The sequence below is a fragment of the Photobacterium sp. ABD4_091 genome (assembly GCF_056160145.1).
In genome coordinates this window covers 44885-62159 of sequence record NZ_JBSWWQ010000001.1, presented here as the reverse complement: position 1 = coordinate 62159, position 17275 = coordinate 44885, and the positions used below count along the sequence as shown (strand labels likewise).

The 17275-nt window shown below is 46.5% G+C and carries 13 protein-coding genes; 7 read left to right on the top strand and 6 right to left on the bottom strand.

Features of this window, described 5'->3' with window-relative positions:
• Positions 1 to 75 precede the first annotated feature (75 nt).
• Both nirD and nirB read right to left on the bottom strand, forming a co-directional pair.
• On the bottom strand, positions 76 to 399 hold the full coding sequence (nirD, locus tag ACXAGQ_RS00230; protein WP_475250771.1) for a nitrite reductase small subunit NirD: 324 nt from the start codon (positions 397 to 399) through the stop codon (positions 76 to 78).
• Positions 399 to 2960 carry a nitrite reductase large subunit NirB gene (nirB, locus tag ACXAGQ_RS00225; protein ID WP_475250769.1) on the bottom strand — a complete coding sequence of 854 codons (2562 nt, stop codon included), beginning with the start codon at positions 2958 to 2960 and terminating at the stop codon, positions 399 to 401. Before nirB ends, nirD begins: the two co-directional genes overlap by 1 nt.
• A gap of 449 nt (positions 2961 to 3409) precedes the next feature.
• Between nirB and ACXAGQ_RS00220 the strand changes: the two genes are divergently transcribed.
• From ACXAGQ_RS00220 to ACXAGQ_RS00205, 4 genes are all read left to right on the top strand, one after another.
• Positions 3410 to 5641 (top strand): alpha/beta fold hydrolase, encoded by a 2232-nt coding sequence (locus ACXAGQ_RS00220; RefSeq protein WP_475250767.1) that lies wholly within the window; start codon positions 3410 to 3412, stop codon positions 5639 to 5641.
• 110 nt (positions 5642 to 5751) lie between these two features.
• A complete protein-coding gene (locus ACXAGQ_RS00215; RefSeq protein ID WP_475250766.1) occupies positions 5752 to 6009 on the top strand; it encodes a hypothetical protein in 258 nt (85 codons plus the stop codon).
• A gap of 477 nt (positions 6010 to 6486) precedes the next feature.
• Positions 6487 to 7662 (top strand): amino acid permease, encoded by a 1176-nt coding sequence (locus ACXAGQ_RS00210; protein ID WP_475250764.1) that lies wholly within the window; start codon positions 6487 to 6489, stop codon positions 7660 to 7662.
• A 441-nt stretch (positions 7663 to 8103) separates the two neighbouring features.
• Complete coding sequence (locus ACXAGQ_RS00205) at positions 8104 to 8895, top strand: DUF4922 domain-containing protein (RefSeq protein WP_475250762.1); 792 nt, start codon at positions 8104 to 8106, stop codon at positions 8893 to 8895.
• A 74-nt stretch (positions 8896 to 8969) separates the two neighbouring features.
• On the opposite strand, the gene fusA is transcribed toward ACXAGQ_RS00205, so the two are convergent.
• Both fusA and ACXAGQ_RS00195 read right to left on the bottom strand, forming a co-directional pair.
• Entirely contained in the window at positions 8970 to 11057 is a 2088-nt protein-coding gene (fusA, locus tag ACXAGQ_RS00200; protein ID WP_475250760.1) for an elongation factor G, read from the bottom strand.
• 396 nt (positions 11058 to 11453) lie between these two features.
• Positions 11454 to 11786: a c-type cytochrome gene (locus ACXAGQ_RS00195; protein WP_475250758.1), complete on the bottom strand. Its 333-nt coding sequence runs from the start codon at positions 11784 to 11786 to the stop codon at positions 11454 to 11456.
• 197 nt (positions 11787 to 11983) lie between these two features.
• Here ACXAGQ_RS00195 and ACXAGQ_RS00190 point away from each other — a divergent pair, with 197 nt between their 5' ends.
• Together ACXAGQ_RS00190 and ACXAGQ_RS00185 are read left to right on the top strand one after the other, a co-directional pair.
• Positions 11984 to 12526: a heme NO-binding domain-containing protein gene (locus tag ACXAGQ_RS00190; protein WP_475250756.1), complete on the top strand. Its 543-nt coding sequence runs from the start codon at positions 11984 to 11986 to the stop codon at positions 12524 to 12526.
• A gap of 17 nt (positions 12527 to 12543) precedes the next feature.
• Complete coding sequence (locus ACXAGQ_RS00185) at positions 12544 to 14274, top strand: ATP-binding protein (protein ID WP_475250754.1); 1731 nt, start codon at positions 12544 to 12546, stop codon at positions 14272 to 14274.
• A gap of 48 nt (positions 14275 to 14322) precedes the next feature.
• Here ACXAGQ_RS00185 and ACXAGQ_RS00180 read toward each other — a convergent pair whose 3' ends face one another.
• Both ACXAGQ_RS00180 and ACXAGQ_RS00175 read right to left on the bottom strand, forming a co-directional pair.
• Positions 14323 to 14778 (bottom strand): RNA methyltransferase, encoded by a 456-nt coding sequence (locus ACXAGQ_RS00180; protein WP_317521150.1) that lies wholly within the window; start codon positions 14776 to 14778, stop codon positions 14323 to 14325.
• Between the two features lie 103 nt (positions 14779 to 14881).
• Positions 14882 to 15217, bottom strand: a complete 336-nt coding sequence (locus ACXAGQ_RS00175) for a PBPRA1643 family SWIM/SEC-C metal-binding motif protein (protein ID WP_475250752.1) — start codon at positions 15215 to 15217, stop codon at positions 14882 to 14884.
• 275 nt (positions 15218 to 15492) lie between these two features.
• On the opposite strand from ACXAGQ_RS00175, the gene ACXAGQ_RS00170 reads away from it, so the two are divergent.
• Positions 15493 to 17274 carry an extracellular solute-binding protein gene (locus tag ACXAGQ_RS00170; RefSeq protein WP_475254621.1) on the top strand — a complete coding sequence of 594 codons (1782 nt, stop codon included), beginning with the start codon at positions 15493 to 15495 and terminating at the stop codon, positions 17272 to 17274.
• The last annotated feature ends 1 nt before the right edge of the window (position 17275 follow it).

Genomic DNA, 17275 nt, shown 5'->3' with positions numbered 1-17275 from the left:
TCAAAGGCTCTCACTCACGTGATGGGCAAAGAGCCTTTTCGCTATTTAATCTTTGTTAACTAACACGTTAGGTTGTTACGCTGCGATTTCTACTTTGCCGTTGGTTACACGGGCGTTGAATGCTTTGATGTTAAAACGTTCATCTTCCATGCATGCACCGGTAGACAAGTTGAAACGTTGCTTTTTCAGTGGGCTCGCAACCCAAAGTTCGTCTTGGTGTTGGCAAATCAAGCCGCGTGACAGCACATTGGAGCGGGCAAATGGGTCCATGTTGCTGATGGCGAACACTTCTTCTGCTTCGTTAGGGCGAAAGATAGCAACCTGCTGGCCGTTGAACAGCGCACAGACACCAGTACCCGGAGTGATATCTTGGATATCGCAGATTTGTTCAAAAGCCATTATGAGTTCTCCAATTCAACGTGCAGGATATCGCCAACCGCACCTGGGTGTTTTTCAGTGAATGTTGCCGGGCGGTGCTGGTCACGCTCGGAAACGAAGACTACATTGTCATCACGCAAGTCAGAGTTGATGAAGTGGGCGAAGCGGGTAAGTTGTGACTCGTCATTGATTGTCGCAGTCCACTCACACTCATACTCATCAACCAGCTTGGCTACGTCAGCTTCAAGCTGGGCGTTGATGCCCAGTTTGTCTTCCACAATCACTTCACGTAGGTAGTCAACACCGCCTTCCATGTTTTCCATCCATACCGAAGTACGCTGAAGTGGCGCTGCGGTGCGGATGTAGAACATCATGAAGCGGTCGATGTACTTGATCAGGGTTTCTTGGTCTAGGTCGCTGGCAAGCAAGTCTGCATGGCGAGGTTTCATACCACCGTTACCACACACATACATGTTCCAGCCTGCATCTGTTGCAATGATGCCAAGGTCTTTGCCCTGTGCTTCAGCACACTCACGGGTACAGCCAGACACACCGAACTTCATCTTGTGCGGAGTACGGATGCCCTTGTAGCGGTTTTCAATCATAGAGCCGAGGCCAACAGAGTCCTGAACGCCGTAACGACACCAAGTCGAGCCCACACAGGTCTTAGCCATACGCAGTGCTTTCGCGTACGCTTGGCCAGTTTCGAAACCAGCATCAATCAGCTTGCGCCAGATCTCAGGAAGATCATCTTTTTGTGCGCCGAACAGGCCGATACGCTGTGCACCGGTGACTTTGGTATATAGGCTGTATTCTTCAGCGACTGCGGCAAGAGCGCCAAGTGCTTGTGGCGTGACTTCACCACCTGCCATACGAGGGATGACTGAATATGTACCGTCTTTCTGGATGTTGCCCAGGAAGTTGTCGTTGGTGTCGTGCAGTTTAACCAACTGAGGCTTCAGGATGTGCTCACCCCAGCATGAAGCAAGGATCGAACCCGCTAGCGGCTTACACACTTCACAGCCGTACCCTTTGCCGTATTTCTCTAGCAACTCATCGAAGGTTTTGATTTCTTCAATGCGGATCAGGTGGAATAGCTCCTGGCGTGAGTAGGCAAAGTGCTCACACACATCGTTCTTCACCTCGATACCAGATTTTGCCAGCTCAGCATTTAGGACTGATGTTACTAGCGGAATACAACCGCCACAGCCAGTTCCTGCACCTGTTACGGCTTTAATATCTGCCAAGGTATGATTGCCGTCAGTCACAGCTTGGGAAATTTTAGCCTTGGTGACATCGAAGCAAGAACAGATCACCGCGCTATCAGGCAGGGCGTCTGCGCCAAGCGATGGTTTCTCGGCACCAGCATGGGCTGGAAGGATCAATGCATCTGGGTGTTCAGGCAGCTCCATTTCATTGAGCATAAGTTGAAGCAGATCACCGTAGTCAGAGGTGTCACCAACCAGTACAGCACCCAGTAGCTTCTTGTTATCTTCAGAAACAATCAGGCGCTTGTACACTTCCAGCTCTTCGTTCTGGTAGACAAAGCTCTTGCAACCAGGAGTACGGCCATTGGCATCACCGATAGAGCCCACTTTCACGCCAAGCAGTTTCAGCTTGGCACTCATGTCAGCACCTTCAAATCGGTTGTCTTCACCAATTAGGTGGCTAACCGCAACCTGTGCCATTTTGTAGCCAGGGGCAACCAAGCCATAGAACATTTCGTTCCAAGAGGCACACTCACCAATAGCGTAGATGTGTTCATCTGACGTCTGGCAGAAATCATTGATGGCAATACCACCGCGAGGGGCCACATTTAGCTCCATTTGGCGTGCCAGTTTGTCCTGTGGGCGGATACCGGCAGAGAATACAATGAAGTCTGTCTCAAGCTCGGTACCATCAGCAAAGCGCATAACGTTACGGGCATTGCTACCTTCTGGTGCGATTTCCAACGTGTTCTTGCTGGTGTGAACATTGACACCCATACGCTCAATTTTCTGGCGCAGTTGGTTACCGCCTGCAAGATCTAGCTGCTCGGCCATTAGCTTTGGTGCGAACTCAACAACGTGAGTTTCAACACCGAGCGCTTTCAGTGCACCGGCGGCTTCAAGACCCAGTAGGCCGCCACCGACAACAACACCGACTTTGCTTTTCTTCGCATTGGCTTCAATGGCTTTGAGATCTTCGATTGTGCGGTAGACAAAGCAATCTTTGCTTTCGTTACCTTTGATTGGCGGTACAAACGGGAAGGAGCCAGTAGCGAGGATCAACTTGTCGTATTGTACTTCACGACCAGTGCTGGAGTAGATGATACGGTTTTCGCGATTGATGTTAATCGCACGTTCGCCGAGCAGGATGTTGATTGAGTGTTTCTGGTAGAAGCCTTCTTTAACGAGCGAAAGTTCTTCGGCGGTATGGTGGGAGAAATACGATGACAGGTGAACCCTGTCATAGGCGACACGAGGTTCTTCACAGAAGACGGTTACCTCATAATTGTCCATATTGGCTTTATCGACCAACTCCTCGATAAAGCGATGGCCTACCATTCCGTTGCCGATGATGGCCAATCTCACTCTGCTCATAAGATCCTCTACTACAAAGTCATAAATTCTGAATAGGATCTTAATGAGACAATGTGTGAATAAATATGACGTAAATCAATTACAGTTTTGAATAACCCTAAAGTGGTAGGTGCAATTAAATCAAAGACTTAAATAATATAATATTGTATTACAAGAATAAATATGAAGGATTTAAACAATAATTATGAATAAGATAGCATTAGTAGAGCGTTGGTTTATTACATAATATGACATTTTTGTGACACAGTTAGAAACAATCGTCGAGGGGATGGCGACGGTTTTGGCTGATGCTGTGTGTTTTGGGAATATAGCTAGGTAAAAACATATAAAAAACATAAATAATATATTAAATCAGCTAGTTAAGAGAGTGTTGTCGTCGGGGTTTTACTGCTTTTCAATTAGGATAGCCGAGCGTCTGAAAGCAGTTTAATAAACCGATGGAAATGACAATGATAAAAAATACACAACCTTTATGCCTGGCACTTGTCATTGCGGCTACGCTCACAGCCTGTAATGAGATAGATACCTCAGAAGATCCTCGGCAGTATGTTCCATTCAGCCTTGATCAGGTCATCTACCCGAATGACATTTTGCTTACCGATAGTGATGGTACCTTGGAGCTTGATCAAGAAGCGAGTGGCGGCGAAGTCGATTACCGAAACTACGAGAACGTCTATGGTGCGCTAGATGGATGGTCTACAGGGTACCCAATCGTCTTGCCAATTTCTGGTCCAGAAGATGCGCTTGATACCACAACGCTAACTGAGAAGACGTATATCCTGAATGTCGAAACTGGCAAGCTACTTAAGCCAAATGAAGACTATGTGGTTGAAGTCAATGAGTCGGGTGATATTCAGGTGATGCCTAAAGTTGTGCTACCTGAGTCAACAACGTTTGTCCTTGCCCTTTCAGATGGGATTAAAGACATTTCGGGCAATACGCTAAGACGCTCAAACTATTATCAAGGCCTGGTTGAGGGGGACAATTTAGGCCATGTCAGGGGGGATGCGTTTGTCAGCCAGATCCAAAGTAACCACAATGATTTAGCCGCAGCAGGGGTTCAAGAGAGCATTGTTTATAGCGCACGCTTTACCACCCAAAGCATTTATCCGGTAATTGAAGCAGCTAAAGCCAATATACCTGAGCAGGGGCTTAAGAACATCAAAGTGCTCAATGACGGTAAGTTTGCGAAGGTTTGGACATACGAAGCAACCATTGAAGTCCCGTACTACCTAGAAATGCCCAATGCCTCTAACTGCCAAGTCGACGCTTTGTATCCTGCGGGTAGCGAGCAAGCTAGGGAGATCAATGCTGATCCTGTGAGTTACTGTGAACCCCTTTACAGCTGGTGGAAAGACGGCAGCGGCAATTTTGTCCATGGTGGTAACCCTGAACCAACAGCACAGAGCGTGGAAGAAATCCCTGTCTTGATATATGCCCCTAAAGGTTGGAGCCCTGAGACTTTAACAACCAGTGCTGCTGCCTTACCTGCCTCAATTTTCGTTCACGGCATTACAGGCTGGAAAGAATCTGCACAGACAATGGCGGAAAGTGTCGTGGGTGAGGATCGCCTCGTGATAGCTATTGATCAGCCTTTGCATGGCGCCAGGGGTGTCGATTTGAATGGTGACGGGGTAATGGATATCACCACGACCAGTACCGAAGAAAATGAAGACAAGTCGGTATACCTTAACCTGCTTAGCCCTCTAACGTTACGCGATAATCAGCGTCAGGCCGTGATTGATCAGCTAGCATTGAGAAAAGCGCTTAACTCCACGTCTTTTATTGATAATAGTGACGTAAGCCTAATAGGCCACTCACTTGGAGGTATCGTATCGACGATGGTGAGTGAGCTTTCTCAATCAGATGAAAAACTAAAATTTTCAACAGTTACTTTGGTGGTACCTGGTATGCATTTGACTGATCTGGTAATGAACTCAGATTTACTGGGTGACGAAGTGGCTAACGAGATAAAGGAATCGAGCGATATTCAGTTAATGGTTGCCCAAATGCTAGGAGTTTACGACTCGAGTGAACAGACTAAAGTTGAAGGCCTCAACGCTTTAGCAAAATTCAAGTTTGAGAGTGATGAAAATGAAGAACAAGCTGAGGAGCTAGAGCAGACATTCTACGATATGGCTGTGGCTGATATGTTCCCTGCAGTTCAGGCTGCCGTAGATGCAGGTGACCCGGCAAACTTTACCACCCAGCAAGCTAACAACCCTGAACAGCCAATCCTGCTCATTGAGGCTGCTGGTACGTGTGATCCTGAATTGGATAACTGTAAGCTTGGGGAAGATTACCTGCCTGATACCGTCGTCCCGAATAAAGCGACAGGCTTGCCGCTTGTTGGTACTGAGCCATTGATTGACCATCTTTCATTGACCACGGCTACCGATAATATTTCTGACCAGGGTGTAATCAAAACAGCCATCAGAGTGATGCATGGTGGGCATGGTTCATACTTGTTCCCGTATGAAGGCCCTGCAATAGAAGTTGAAGGAGAAGATGGGGAAGTGAATCTTGTTCCTGCACCAATTGGCCATGAGGAATTTAACGAGGACAAGGATCTGCTAATTGAGTCAATGAAAGCACAACAGGTAACCATTGCAGAGTTTATCCGCAGTAAAGGTACTGTGATCAACTTTGACTCAAACTACTACCACAGCGAAGACAAATAGGCTTAAAACTGTTTAATTTCTCGGCGTACACCGGAGTGTTGTGATATTGGTACTTGAATCTCATTTTGAATTTGGTACAAACAAAGGACGAAGAGGTTCCGGAGACAGGGATGACAACAGACAAATCGGTGGCCGAGAAATTACTGAGCCAGGACATTATGGATCAGGTACGCAAGCAAGGTGCCATCAACGCCCTCGAAGAGGTTTACAGTAAAGCGCGCTATGCACGTTTCACCCGTGTGAAGTGGAGTGGTAACTTTTACGACGGCCTACTGTTCGATGATGGCAGCACCATCAGTGTTTACCCAGCCTCGTTTAACAAGCTGACGCTAATCGCAGCCAAATCCGGTGAAGTGTTATCAGCATAAGCTAACCCCTCTTTCTGAGTGAAAACGAACCCTTTGTGCCAATGGCCAAAGGGTTTTTATTTGCTTGAAATCTTATTTTTCATTTATGGAATATAAGATTTCATGTGCGAGTGTTGAAGTGCTTCTAATGACCATATAAGTTGCTAACTGACCAAACAAAACAAGGGTAATCAGTGGAAGGTTACCTTACTTATAGGGATTTATCGTTGTTGGAGTACGATTAATGAACAATAAAACTGTAGGGAAGATCCATCTGCCCTCTACCGCCTCTTTAGAGCGTGCTTGCGCTTACCTTTCTCAATTCGCCAAACCTTCTGCAAACTTTCAGTTTTACGGCTATTTTGCCGCATTCCGATTTAGTCACTAATTCTCTATTGCTGCCGTTTTTATCTGCAGCACGTTGATAAATAGATTATTTCCCCCATTTTTGTTTTCTGCCCTCTGTGCGGCGGAGACACATTATTACGAGACAAAATTGTGAATTTAAAACTGCTTGGTAGCTCTCTTATTATTGCGGGTACGGCACTGGGTGCCGGTATGTTGGCTATCCCTATGGTACTGGCCCAGTTCGGGTTGGTCTGGGGTACGTTGTTGATGCTGGTGATCTGGTTAGGTACAACATATGCCGCTCTTCTTCTGCTTGAAGCCAGTATCAAAGCGGGTGGCGGCCTGGGTATGAATACCATTGCTCGCAAAACACTCGGTAAAGGTGGTCAGTTGGTGACAAATGGTTTGCTGTATGCACTGCTTGTTTGCTTGCTGATGGCGTACATCATTGGGGCAGGGGACTTGGTTCAAAAACTTCTGTCCAGCATTGGCCTTGAACTCAGCTTTATGCAGAGCCAGATCGTCTTTACCTTAACCGCAGGTGTGGTTGTAGCTGCGGGTACCGCAGTGGTTGATAAGCTAAACCGTGGTTTGTTTGCCGTGATGGTGATTATGCTGGTACTGACACTGTTGTCTTTGGTACCGACAATTTCAGTTGAAAACCTTATGGTAGCAACCAGCGATAACAAGATTGACCTGATCAAAACCAGCTCGGTACTGTTCACTAGCTTCGGCTTCATGGTGGTTATCCCATCTTTGGTGACATACAACAAAGAAGCCACCCACAAGCAGCTTCGCAACATGGTAGTGATTGGCTCGCTTGTTCCACTATTTAGCTACCTACTGTGGCTTTATGCTGCAATGGGTAACCTAAGCGCCGATCAGATGGTTGATTTCACCAACGTTTCTGAGTTAATTGCCGTGCTTGGTTCGAACCACAGTATGATTAACCTAGTCCTGTCAGTGTTCACAGGCCTTGCACTGCTTACTTCTTTCCTTGGTGTAGCTATGGCGCTGTTTGACCAAAACGTGGATACATTCCGCCAGAATCGCGCTGTGACCTACGTACTGACCTTCATCCTGCCGTTGGCTGGTGCATTGTTTGCTGCTGACCAGTTCCTATCTGTATTGGGCTATGCTGGTATCATCCTAGTATTCCTTGCAGTGTTCATCCCAATGGCGATGACAATGAAATTGCGCAAAGAAGATGACAGCGCGTTTGAAGTGGATGCTTCTGGGGTACTGTACCAAGCGTCAGGTGGACAGGTGGCGATGGGCTTGAGCTTCCTGTTCGGTTGCTTCCTACTGGCTGCAGAGTTGATTTAAGAGCAGCAGTTGCGGCACTGAAAGAATAATCTGAAAAACAAATAGAGTTAAGGGCGTTTACTGGGTAAACGCCCTTTTTGTTTCTACCTGGATGATGCAAAAGGCAAACAGGCTGGATAGGTAGGATGCGACCAAACAAAACTACCTGTTGAAGTTTTAGCGACCAAACAAAAACTTCTAACTGCTTTATGGAGTACTATTGGGAATAGGGTAAAGCAGTGTTTTCCAATGGCATTGATAATACAAAGTTTCGTGGTTTGCAGCTATATCTAGCCATGATCCGGCATATGGCGAAAAAGGGTATCATTGTAAACTAATGTGTACACTGCAATAGCTTACTGCAAGGGCAGGGTGTGTGATTGAAGATAGCCTTTTGAAACAAGCATCTTGAGCTTACTTGGGTATACAATGGTGAAAGTAAAGGATACTGAGGAGGGGCATATGTCCTGTCAAACTGAAACGCTGTGGGAAAAGGCAACCCAAGTTTCTGAGCACGCATTGGTTGATGGCAGCCTGATGCCGATAGTTACCGATGCCCAAGTGATAGAAGAAGAGGGAATTGCCTATTTTGGTCATGTGGTCACAGCCAATGCGACCAAGAAGTTTCGTGCGACGTCTACCCAAGGCAATCCGTTCCTGCCTTATGAACAATCTCTTTACGTTGCCGACGCCGGGAACGAGCACGTCTGTTTGTTGAATAAGTTTCCGGTACTGTCTCCCCATCTTCTTATTTGTTCAAAAGCCTTTGTCCCGCAGCAAAGCTGTCTGAGCTTGAGTGATTTCCAAGGCTGGCTGAAAGGGTTTGATCATCCCGATGTCTTCGGTTTTTACAATAATGGCCCTGTTGCCGGTGCGAGCCAAACCCACCGTCATATGCAGCTTGTTCGTTCGCCCATTCCGTTAGAGCAGGTCATTGCGTCAGGACAGTTGCCTTTTGAACACCAGTTGATGTCATTGCAGACTCTGGATGCTACGGCGCTGTATGAGAATTATCTTTCAATGATGGGGAAATTGGGGTTACAGGCGAAAACTGAGGGTGGGAATTGCGCACCTTATAACCTGCTCCTTACCGAGCGCTGGATGCTACTGTTTCCCCGCAGCAAAAATAACATCGAGGGTGTTTTTGCCAACGGGATAAACTATTCAGGGCGTTTTTTGGTGAAGCATGAAGAACAACTAGAGTGGTTAAAGCAATATGGTTTGATGAATTACCTTGCCAACTGTAGCTCATAAAAACAGAGCATAAAAAAAACCCGATAGCTTGGCTATCGGGTTTTTATCAGCTATTGAGCTTACTCAGATAAGAATTACTTCTTAGCTTCGCGCTCTTTAACTTCTGCGATTACCTGCTCAGCAACGTTTGCTGGACATGGTGCGTAGTGTGCGAACTCCATAGAGAACTGACCACGGCCAGAAGTCATAGTACGTAGGTGACCGATGTAGCCGAACATTTCTGATAGAGGAACGTCTGCTTTAATACGAACACCAGTAGTACCAGCTTGCTGGTCTTTGATCATGCCGCGACGACGGTTAAGGTCACCGATTACGTCACCAACGTGGTCTTCTGGAGTGAACACGTCAACGTGCATGATTGGCTCAAGAAGCTGAGCACCAGCTTTAGGCATAGACTGACGGAATGCACCTTTCGCTGCGATTTCGAATGCTACTGCTGATGAGTCAACTGCGTGGAAGCCACCGTCGAATAGTTCAACTTCAACGTCAAGAACTGGGAAGCCAGCTAGGACACCGTTGTCCATCATGCCTTCGAAGCCTTTCTCAACTGCAGGCCAGAATTCCTTAGGAACGTTACCGCCAACAACAGTTGAAGAGAACTTGAAGCCAGAACCAACTTCACCTGGCTTGATACGGTAGTCGATCTTACCGAACTGACCAGAACCACCAGACTGCTTCTTGTGCGTGTAGCTATCTTCAATTGCTTGAGTGATAGTTTCACGGTAAGCAACCTGTGGCTGACCAACGATTAGGTCTACGCCGTAAGTACGCTTAAGGATATCAACCTTGATGTCTAGGTGAAGTTCACCCATACCTTTAAGGATGGTTTCGCCAGTTTCTTCGTCAGTTTCAACCTGGAATGATGGATCTTCTGCAACCATTTTACCGATCGCGATACCCATCTTCTCAGAACCGCCTTTGTCTTTAGGCGTTACTGCGATAGAGATTACTGGAGTTGGGAAGATCATTGGCTCAAGAGTACACTCGTGCTTAACATCACATAGAGTGTGACCAGTTTGAACGTTCTTCATACCAACAACAGCGATGATGTCACCAGCTTGTGCTTCAGTAAGCTCGTTACGGTCATCTGCCTGCATCTCAACCATACGGCCGATACGCTCAGTTTTACCAGTCGCAGAGTTAAGGATAGTGTCACCCTTCTTCATGCGGCCAGAGTAGATACGGATGAACGTTAGTGCACCGAAACGGTCGTCCATGATTTTGAACGCAAGCGCTTTTAGTGGCTCATCAGCAGAAACAGTTGCAACTTCACCAGTTGGCTCACCAGTTTCTTTGTCTGTTAGCGGCTGAGGATCTACTTCAGTTGGAGAAGGTAGGTAGTCAACAACTGCGTCAAGGATTAGCTGCATACCTTTGTTTTTGAATGCAGAACCACAGAACGTAGGGAAGAACGCGATGTCACGAGTACCTTTACGGATACAACGCTTGATGTCTTCGATAGAAGGCTCTTCACCTTCCATGTAAGCTTCCATTAGGTCATCGTCCTGCTCAACAGCAGTTTCGATTAGCTCTTCACGGTAAGCTTCAACGTCGTCTACCATGTCAGCAGGAACGTCTTTGATTTCGTAGTTCTCTGGAAGACCAGTCTCATCCCAAACGTACGCTTTACGGCTTAGTAGGTCTACAACACCAACGAAGTCGTCTTCACGACCGATTGGAAGAACCATTACTAGCGGAGTAGCACCAAGAACGTTCTTAACCTGATCAACAACGTTGAAGAAGTCAGCGCCCATGCGGTCTAGTTTGTTAACGAAGATCAGACGAGATACTTCTGATTCGTTCGCGTAACGCCAGTTAGTTTCTGACTGAGGCTCAACACCACCAGAACCACAGAATACACCGATACCACCGTCAAGAACTTTAAGAGAACGGTATACTTCAACTGTGAAGTCAACGTGTCCAGGAGTATCGATAACGTTTAGGCGGTGGTCGTTCCAGAAACAGCTAACTGCTGCAGACTGGATTGTAATACCACGCTCAGCTTCCTGCTCCATGAAGTCAGTAGTTGATTCGCCGTCGTGTACTTCACCAGTCTTGTGGATTTGACCAGTAAGCTTAAGGATACGCTCAGTAGTAGTGGTTTTACCCGCATCAACGTGCGCGAAAATACCAATGTTTCTGTATTTAGATAAATCTGCCATTGTTTTTCTCTATAAACAATTAGTGTCACTATTCGGTGGGGGAGTATATCACTGATTCCAACAAACATTACATAGCTCATTTAAGATAAAATGAACATTTGCTTGTTTTTGCTCCGTCTTTTCAGGTTTTCTGGCGTAAACGCTCAATAAACCCACAGGAGCTGCATGTAATAACACATTATGTTTCCCTTATCATTGTCAAATTGCGCTTTGACAAAGCAGTTTTGGGACACACATCTTGGTCATTTACCTGCTCATTGTTCACTGAATGTGAACGATGATGGTGTAAAAATGGCAGCCTACATGCCACCAAATCCGCTTAATTCTAGTAGCAAACGCTAAAAGCTACCAGTGGGTTAGGGTAAATTTCCTGTCAGCAGATCATAGGTTGTTAACTTATGGTTGCTCTGAAAAATAGGCTGCGATGTCAGCTAAATCCTGGTCATTGAGTACAGAAAGTTGTTGTTTCATCATTTCACCATATGCACCGCTCCGCTCTCCTTTTTGGTAGGCTTTCATGGAGTTATAGAGGTAAAGGGCGTTTTGGTTGTTGATATGCGGGTAACTGTCTTTTTTGGCAACGCCTGTTTGCCCATGACAGAACTGACAGGAAAAGGACTTCATTTTGCCTGCTTCAAAATCACCTGATGGCATAGGGGTGGCAAAGGCGAATGAACTTGACAATGTGCTTGCTATATAAAGGAAGGAAAAAAGGAAATTAAGTTTCATGAGTTGCTTTGGTTTGTATGAGCTAACCACAAAATAATGCTATTGCCGACTTTTCGCAATTGTGTGGTTAGAACCTTTTACTAAAAAAGCTGTGGTGAAGAGCTTGGGTTTATGTCTAATGAAATCAGTTGCAATAATTTTGACCATTAGCCATTCGTTTCCCATACTCAAATCAAGGGTTAAGGGAGATTAAGTCTATGAAAGGAATTATTTTTACCGAGTTTTTGGATATCGTCGAAAATCGTTTTGGTTTAGAGGTTTGCCAGCAAATGCTTGATGATGCTGGGGTTGATGGTATCTACACGGCAGTAGGCAGTTATGATCACCGCGTACTGGTGAAGATGATCGTCTGTTTGAGCAAAATTACCAATGTCTCCCCTGAGGCCCTGCAAGAAGTATATGGTGAGGCATTGTTTGCGCGTTTGTTAACGACAATGCCTATGGATAATGGTGACAAACCGACAGGCACGTTTAGTTTCATTGAAAGAGTAGAGCGCCATATTCATATTGAAGTGAAGAAGCTCTACCCCAATGCCAACCCGCCGCAATTTGACTTTATCTCTCAAACGTCAGCCCAAATGGTACTCGATTACATTTCTGCCCGTTGTTTCTCTCATGTGTGCTTAGGCTTGATTCGAGGTTGCGTCCAGCATTTCAACGAAGAGATGGACATCGAAATGGAGCCGGTAAATCAAGATCAGAGCCATGTGCGATTTACGCTGACCCTTAACGCGGGGTAACTATGGGGCTTGAACGCATGGATCTTGAACGTCAAGTTGCTTTGATGCAAAAGAAAATCGACCGCGAGCGCGAGGCCAGAAAGATGGCTGAAATGCTGTTGGAGTCGAAAAGTTTGGAGCTTTATCAGACCAAGCAACTGGTTGAGGAAAACCTCGAGCAGATGCGAGATAAAGTCGCCAGTGGGTCTGATTTTCTTTCTTACCAGCAGAAAATGGATAACTTGCTGCTGGGTTTCGGCCATACATTCCTCAAATACCAACCTTCGCACGGTATTATTAAAGAACTGCTAGATGCCTTGATTTCCAGCCAAGCGGTAAGTGCTTGCGGTTTGAAGATCAGCTGTGAATCGACGCCTGCACTTAACATTGCATACTCTAATGGCATTGATGATTCCATAATGCCTCCCCCCCAATTAACGTCGATTGGCGAGTGTTGGGATGCTCAAACGCAATTACACTGGTTCTCACTGAGTAACTCTGCGGTAACAGGGTATCTGGTTACCCATATTGATGAGCGAAGGGAATGGCATACCACTGTCCGCAAACATATGAATTTAATCGGCGAGATGCTCCGAACCTCGATTGACCGTCAACTCAAGCTTGAAGAGGCGATCCTTGCCAGGAAATCTGCGGAGGAATCGGAACGGTCGACCCGTGATTTCCTGGCGATGATAAACCATGAACTGCGAACACCACTGAACGGTTTGCTCGGCACGGCTGAGTTGTTGTCTGATACTCAACTAGACAACCACCAGAGTGGTTTATTGTCCACCTTGCATCATTCAGGGGAATTATTGCGAGCCATTATCAATGACTTGCTTGATTACAGTAAGATCAATGCAGGGATGATGGAGCTGGCTATCAAGCCTTTTGATAGCCGGTTGATGACCAATATGCTGAAAGATATTTTCCAGCACCCAGCCAATGAAAAGCAGCTTAACTTTTCCATTCACTTCCTGCCTGATACACCGCAGTGGCTGCTAGGAGATGAGGATCGTATTAAACAAATCTTCGTTAACCTTATTGGTAATGCTATCAAGTTTACCCAGCAAGGCTTTGTATCGGTCACTATCGGGTGGCAAGACGACAAACTTAAGTTCATGGTGCGTGACTCGGGTTGCGGGATCCCTAAAGATAAAGTGGCAACGTTGTTCCAGCCTTTTACCCAGGTCGATAATTCCAGTAATCGCCAACACGAGGGAACGGGTTTGGGATTGGCAATTTGTAAGAAGCTTGCCGAACAGATGAAAGGTTGCATTGAGGTCGACAGTGAAGAGGGGCGTGGCACCACCTTTACAGTGACTCTACCGCTGGAAATCAATCAGACTCAGGTAGATAAAAATGAAAGTCGGTTTGGCGGCGTAACATCTATTGGTGAGCTGTCTATCTTGGTGGTAGAAGATTTAAAGACCAATCAAATGATCATTCAGCTAATGCTGGGCAAGTTCGGTATTACACCCGCTATTGCGGATAATGGCCAAAAAGCATTGGAAATTCTGGAGCATCAGGAATTCGATATTGTTCTGATGGATTGCCGAATGCCAGTACTTGATGGTTACGCGACAACAGAGCAGCTTCGCAGTGCAGGTTACAGTAAACCTATTATTGCTCTGACAGCTGGCACCACCAAGGCAGAGCGGGAAGAGTGTTTTACGGCAGGCATGGATGACATACTTTGTAAGCCGTACCAAAGTGTCGAGCTTAGGGAAATGATTGAAAAATGGGGCACAGAAACTGTCCCCCAATAGTGTTCGGCCTATGTGCTGCCTTAGGTGCGAGAATTAGTGATTCGACAGTTAGTGGTTCGAAAAACTCTCACCTTTTGCCATGCGGTCATATAGGATGACATTGACCGCGGCAGCGAGATTCATGCAGCCGTTTGTCGGTACATAGATGGTTTCGCGGCAGAAGTTGGTGATGTCTTTTTTCAGCGTGCCGTCTTCCGGACCAAAAATGTAAAACGCGCGTTTTGGGTGTTTGTAGTCAGGTAGCGGCTTGGCACCTTCCACAAGATCAACAGCAACAGGCACGCAATCGTGCGGGATGATGTTTTTCAGATCCTCAACACCGATTAATGGGATATCAAGGATGGTATTTTTGGTATCGGTGCAGAACTTTTTAGCAAGGTCGTAGCGAGTGCCTGTGTAAAACACACTATTGACGCCATAGCAGCCAGCAGCACGCATCACAGAACCAACATTTTCAGGGGTTTTTGGGTTGAACAACCCAACGCAGGCGTAACCTTTGCTCATAACTCGTATTTTCCGAAATTTTAAATCAGCGCGAGATTATACGGATTTTGACGGAAAATGGCAGGGGCTTCCCCCCTACCCATGATAAAGCCGCTTGGTGGGGTTATTTACCGCAGCACTTTTTGTATTTTTTACCGCTTCCGCATGAGCAAGGGTCATTACGGTTTGGGGTTTTCTCAAACACAGTGGTTTTCGGCTTGTTGATCAGTGTGTCCAGCTCAACCAGATTTTCTTCAGCTTCTGGATTTATCGTAATGGTGGCGACAATTTGGTGTTGTTCAAGCAGTGCTTCAACTTCTGATTTTTTCTCATCGCTGTTCACAATAAGTTGAAGTGGGTTAACTTCAGTTCCTATCTTCTTGGCCTGCTTGGTGTTGAAGCCGTAGCTCTCGTGCTTTGGTTTTTTTTCAATGCGGCCTTTATAGAAGAACTTTGACATAGGATGATCCTGGCAAATATAGATGAGATGGCGGTCTGTAAACCTGAAAGCGGGCGATATTAACGGCTTCAATAGCTTGCCGCAAGTGATCACAGCTTTTCATATTGGCTATTGAGTGGTTGTTCATTTGCCATTAGTGTCCTATCGTAAACATATACAGCATAATAATTTCATCTAATTCAAAGAGTAAGACAGTGCATACAGTTACTGTTTGAAAATGATTTCTACGCATGGAGGCTCGGATGTATAAATGCGTCTCATCGTTGCTGGTGGCGATGGCGGTAGCTGGCTCAGTGTCAGCCAATGAGGTGGTGGAAACCCGTTCGTTAGTGGGTTTTGGTAGCGCGAAGTATCCTGCAGATTTTGCACATTTTGATTACGTTAACCCCGATGCCCCTAAGGGCGGGCAGGTGACTTACGCCCAAGTTGGTACTTTCGACAGCTTCAACCGTTTCGCTTCTCGCGGGGTGTCGGTTGCAGGCAGCGAGGCAATCTATGACACCTTGTTTGTGTCGTCACAAGATGAAATCGACAGCTATTACCCACTGATTGCTGAAAAGGTGCGTTACCCAGAAGACTATTCGTGGATGGAAGTGGATATTAACCCTGATGCCAAATTCCACGATGGCAAACCGATCACTGCAGCTGATGTGGCTTTTACCTTTGATAAGTTCATGAAGGAAGGGGTGGCCCAGTACAAGGTGTATTTCAAGGATGTAAAATCGGTCGCGGCGAAATCTGAGCGTACCGCTAGGATCGAAATGGCCAAGCCGAACCGGGAAGTGTTGCTGGCTTTAGTGCAGGGCATGAACGTATTGCCTGAACACTACTGGAAAGACAAGAACCTCAGCGAGCCTCTTAATACCCCTCCTGTTGGTAGCAGCGCTTACAAGATCACTGATTACAAGCCTGGTCAAAGCGCGACCTATTCTTTGGTACAGGATTACTGGGCCAAAGATTTACCGGTCAATGTGGGAAGGCATAACTTTCAAACGATCAAATACGACTACTACCGGGATGAAACGGTCACCCTCGAGGCGTTCAAGGCTGGCGAGTATGATATTCGTGAAGAGAACGTCGCCAAGTTCTGGGCCACCATGTACCAAGGCCCAAACTTTGATAAAGGCTACATTGTAAAGGAAGAAATCCCGCACCAAATTCCGCAGTCGATGCAGGCCTTTGTGTTCAATACCGAGCGAAGCTATTTCAGCGATCCAAAAGTACGTGAAGCCCTGTCTTATGCCATGGACTTCGAGTGGATGAACAAGAGCTTGTTCTATAACCAGTATACCCGCACCCGCAGTTACTTCCAGAACACCGATTATGAAGCCAAGGGGCAGCCTTCGGAAGCTGAGGTTGCTGTCCTGGCTCCGGTAAAAGATAAAGTGCCGGCAAGGGTCTTCACCGAAGAATACCAGCCCCCTCAATCGGATGGCTCTGGCCGAATCCGTGTTCAGCTTCGCAAAGCGCTGGCATTGATGAAAGAAGCTGGCTGGGAAGTGCAGAACAAAGTCATGACCAATGTCGAGACTGGCGAAGCTTTTACCTTTGAGCTTTTGATGTACAGCCCAACCACTGAGCGTTTGGCTATCCCGTTGCAGAAAAATTTGAAGTTACTGGGCATTGATATGCGCTTGCGTACCGTCGATACCACCCAGTACATAAAACGACTTCGGGACAGGGATTTTGACATGGTCTCTGCTGGCTATGGGGCAAACCCTTACCCAAGCCCGAACCTGATGATTGCCTGGAACAGTAATTTTATCGACAGTACTTATAACACCGCTGGCGTAAAAGATCCTGCGATTGATTATTTGACGGAGCAAATTGCTGAAAACCAAGAGAACCCAGATAAGTTGCTGAACCTTGGCCGGGCACTCGACAGGGTATTGCAGTGGAACTTCTACGTGATCCCGCAATGGCATATCAGTATGTTCCGTGTGTCGAGCTGGGATAAGTTCTCTCGGCCAGATGTGCGGCCAAAATATGCTTTGGGTCGAGATACCTGGTGGATTGATTCCGAAAAAGCGGCCAAGTTGCCTAAGAAGCGGCGGTAAG

Excerpts from the sequence above, each read along its gene's own strand:
- ACXAGQ_RS00175 (WP_475250752.1), bottom strand. The coding sequence starts at position 15,217 with ATGTCAAAGTTCTTCTATAAAGGCCGCATTGAAAAAAAACCAAAGCAC.
- ACXAGQ_RS00195 (WP_475250758.1), bottom strand. The coding sequence starts at position 11,786 with ATGAAACTTAATTTCCTTTTTTCCTTCCTTTATATAGCAAGCACATTG.
- ACXAGQ_RS00180 (WP_317521150.1), bottom strand. The coding sequence starts at position 14,778 with ATGAGCAAAGGTTACGCCTGCGTTGGGTTGTTCAACCCAAAAACCCCT.
- ACXAGQ_RS00170 (WP_475254621.1), top strand. The coding sequence starts at position 15,493 with ATGGCGGTAGCTGGCTCAGTGTCAGCCAATGAGGTGGTGGAAACCCGT.
- nirD (WP_475250771.1), bottom strand. The coding sequence starts at position 399 with ATGGCTTTTGAACAAATCTGCGATATCCAAGATATCACTCCGGGTACT.
- ACXAGQ_RS00220 (WP_475250767.1), top strand. The coding sequence starts at position 3,410 with ATGATAAAAAATACACAACCTTTATGCCTGGCACTTGTCATTGCGGCT.
- ACXAGQ_RS00215 (WP_475250766.1), top strand. The coding sequence starts at position 5,752 with ATGACAACAGACAAATCGGTGGCCGAGAAATTACTGAGCCAGGACATT.
- nirB (WP_475250769.1), bottom strand. The coding sequence starts at position 2,960 with ATGAGCAGAGTGAGATTGGCCATCATCGGCAACGGAATGGTAGGCCAT.
- ACXAGQ_RS00190 (WP_475250756.1), top strand. The coding sequence starts at position 11,984 with ATGAAAGGAATTATTTTTACCGAGTTTTTGGATATCGTCGAAAATCGT.
- ACXAGQ_RS00185 (WP_475250754.1), top strand. The coding sequence starts at position 12,544 with ATGGATCTTGAACGTCAAGTTGCTTTGATGCAAAAGAAAATCGACCGC.
- ACXAGQ_RS00205 (WP_475250762.1), top strand. The coding sequence starts at position 8,104 with ATGTCCTGTCAAACTGAAACGCTGTGGGAAAAGGCAACCCAAGTTTCT.
- fusA (WP_475250760.1), bottom strand. The coding sequence starts at position 11,057 with ATGGCAGATTTATCTAAATACAGAAACATTGGTATTTTCGCGCACGTT.